At 70.7% G+C, this 3,327-nt stretch carries 1 protein-coding gene; it reads right to left on the bottom strand.

Features of this window, described 5'->3' with window-relative positions:
* The coding region (locus ACESL8_RS12825; protein WP_372919463.1) for an alpha-2-macroglobulin family protein at nt 1-3,327 on the bottom strand (3,327 nt) is incomplete at both ends.

Raw genomic sequence — 3,327 nt, 5'->3', positions numbered from 1 at the left:
CGGCCGGGCACGGCGCGGCGGACGGCGACGACTTGCCGGCGCAGCATCAGTCCATTCGTGACGGGCTTCGCCTTCGGCACGGCAGCGCTCAGCGACACCATCGCCCACGGTTGGCCGCTGCCGGCATGCGCGAGGCTGAGCGCCGCGTTGGCGGCGGGCAAGCGAACCGGCGCGGGCCCGGGCCACACCGCCACCTGCCGCGCACTGCCCAGTGCCACCGTTGTGCGCCCGCTCACCGGCGCGCGTTCGAACCGCGCCGCAAAGCTGGCCATCGCCAGTCGGCCCAGCGCGTTGGCAGGTGTCGTGTCCCAATGGCCCTGGCGCTGCATCTGCATCAGGGCGCGGGCCAGGCGCGGCGCATCGCTGGCCCATTGCGGATCAGCTGCCGGATCTGCGGCGGCCACGAGCAGCAACCGCGCCAGCGCGGCATCGCGCGATGCCATCAGGTTCCAATCATCACCTGCGCCAGCAAAGCGCATCACGCTGCCCTGATCATCGAGCCGGGCGCGCAGCCGGGCCAGTGTCTGCGCAGCAGCGGGCGCCTTGCCGCTGGCCAGTTGCACGGCGCGCCAATCAAGCAGCGCTGCCGGGCCCCACTGGTCGGATGTAGCCGCAAATCCGGCAAGCATGCGGCCCACCGCTTCGCCTTCACCCGCCAGCGCCGCCAGTGCCGCCAGCCGGTCGCCATCGATGCGGCCTTCGGCAACCGGGCGCAGGCCAGCAACCAATCGCGCGCGTTCAGATGCTGGCAGCGGCCAACCCGCCAACCGCGACAGCCGCAGCACATAGGCGGTAAGGCCGGAATCGCCGTTCATGCCGACACTCGGGAAAAAGCGCAGCAGGCCGCGCGGGTCAATCCACGCCCCGAGGCCGGCCACCTCGCGCTCCCACAGCGCGCGGTCGCCGAGCGCCACGGCTTTTGACAGGCGTTGTTCAATGCAGTCATAGGGATAGGCGGCCATGTACGCGCGCACCCCGTCCAGATTGCCGCCCAGCGACGGCGACAGCGCTACCGTGACGAACGCCGATCCCGGCAGCGCGCCGGCCGGCACCGCGATCGGCAGGCCACTGCGGGTGAGCGCGGCGCTGATCACGGCGGGCGGCACGGTGGGTTCGACGGTTTGTTCCACATGCACCGCATCCGCCGCGCCGCCGCCACTGGCGCCAAATTTCCACGTCAGCGTGCCGGCGGCCGGTGCCGTCGCGGCAAAGGCAATGGTTTGCGCCGAACCGGCGGCCAGCGTGACCGTGCGCGCCGGCCAGCGCCCACCCTCATTCCGGCTGCCGGCGCTCGCCGTGATTGCGACGGGCAAGCTGCGTGCCGTGGTGTTGCGCACCACAATGGTGGCCACATAGGCATCGCCGACGCGCACCAACGGCGGGATGCCGGGCAGTATCTGCAGATCCTGTGTGGTGCGGATACGGGCGCTGCCGGTGCCGAACAGGCCGGGGCCGGCGCTGGCGATGGCCACCAGGCGGAAGCCCGACAGGCTGTCGTTCAACCGGAACGGAACGCGCGCGCGGCCTTGCCCGTCCAGCTTCACCCGTCCGGCCCAGGCGATCACTGGCTGGAAATCGCGGCGCCCCGCCGCCATCGCGCCGCCGCCGCCGCCGGCCGCCACGGCCTTGGTGCCATAGTGGCGCTTGCCCACCACCTGGCCCTGCGCCGTGGCGAACACCACGCCGAGCGGGCGCGGCGCCATCATCGCATCGAGCAATTTCCAGCTGTCGTTGTCCTTCAATTGCAGCAGGGCTTCGTCCACGGCGGCAAAGGCGATTTCGGCATCGGCAGGCAAGCGCGTGCCGGGCGGCGGCGTTACCGTCACCAGCGCGCTGGCTTGTTCCTTCACGGCGTGGGTGGGCCTGTCTGGCATCACCTGCACCGCCAGCCGGCGCGCATCGTGGCCCACCTTCAGCTGCGCCAGCCCCAGCCGGTAACTCGGCCGCGCCAGATCGATCAGCGCGGTGGGGGAGGCGGCCTCGCGGCTGAGCCCCAATAGAATCTGGGGCAGAATCTGGGGCAAAATCCGGGGCAAAATCCGGGGCAAATTCCAGCGCCGGGCCAGATCGGCCAGCCACAACCGCCAGCCCGCCACCCGCCCGCGCACCGCGAGCACCGAAATCGTGACGTTGGGCGCGTAATCGCCCTTCATCTTTACCGAAATCACCGGGTCCTTGCCCGTCAGCGTGGTGACGAAACTGTCCATCACGCCGCCGCGCAGCACGGTCACCAGCGCCGTCGCGGCGCGGAACGGCATGCGCACTTGCAGGCGCGCGGTGCCGTTTGCGGCGACTTCGGGCGCTTCGGGCACCAGGTCCATGCGGTCGCCATTATCGCCGCCGAACCACCATTCATCATCGCCGGCGAGCCACAGGCTTTGCGTAGCGCGCGCCGCCCGCCCGGCACTATCGGTCGTTTGGGCCAACGCCAGCACTTCGCCGGAGACGCCGGCATCCAGCTGGCAACTGGCGCGGCCGCGATCATCGGTTTTCGTTTCGCAGCGCGCCTTGAGCTCGCGGGTCTCGCGGGCGTTGTCATAGGCATAAAATCCGCCGACCAGCCGTTTGCGTGTGGAGAGGATTTCGCGCGCGAACAGCCGCAATGTCAGCTTCTGCCCGCGCACCGGCTTGCCGGCCAGATCGAGCACCACCAGCTTGAGCCGCAGATCGTCGGCCTTGCTCAGCCAGCCGTCGGACGCGATGCCGACCCGCAGCGCCGCCGGCTCCAGGGGCAGGCGGGGCACCTTGGTCGCCACTTCGCCATTGGCGCCGGGATAATCCAGTTCGGCGATCAATGCCGAAGGCGCGGTGATGGCTGGCCAGCCGCTCGCCGTCACCCGCGCCGTGCCGGCCGCGCCCAGCGTGAGCGGTTGTTCGGCGGCACGCTGGGCAGTGGCCCCGGCGCCGGCTTCGTTGCCGTCACCGTCCAGCGCCGCGAGGCCCGGTTTCACGGTTTCGGCTGCGAAACGCCAATTGTCGTATCCCGCAACCTCCACACTGCGCGGCACCACGCGGGTGCGCAGCGTGACCGGCGCAGCGCCCGCGCCGCCGCCCGACAGATAAGACAGCGCCAGATCGAGCGGCAGGGCGCGCGGCGCCACTGAAATGGCCTTTGGCCCGCTGATGCTGGCGCGGCTGGTTGGCAGGCGATATTCCTCCACCTGGAACCGGCCAACGCTGCGTTCGTCCTGCCCGGCGGTCAGCTGCAAATCCCAATCGCCGGCGGGTGCGGTGGCCGGCAGATCAACATGGCCCACCCCATCGCGGCCCCCATCGCGGCCCCCATCGCGGCCCCCGTCTCGCCCGGCATCCAGCACCACGGGCAGG

The sequence above is a fragment of the Sandarakinorhabdus sp. genome (genome assembly GCF_041689835.1).
In the GTDB taxonomy this organism is placed as follows: Bacteria; Pseudomonadota; Alphaproteobacteria; order Sphingomonadales; family Sphingomonadaceae; genus Sandarakinorhabdus.
The sequence above is the reverse complement of the archived record's forward strand: the minus strand, read 5'-3'. Positions and strand labels throughout refer to the sequence as shown.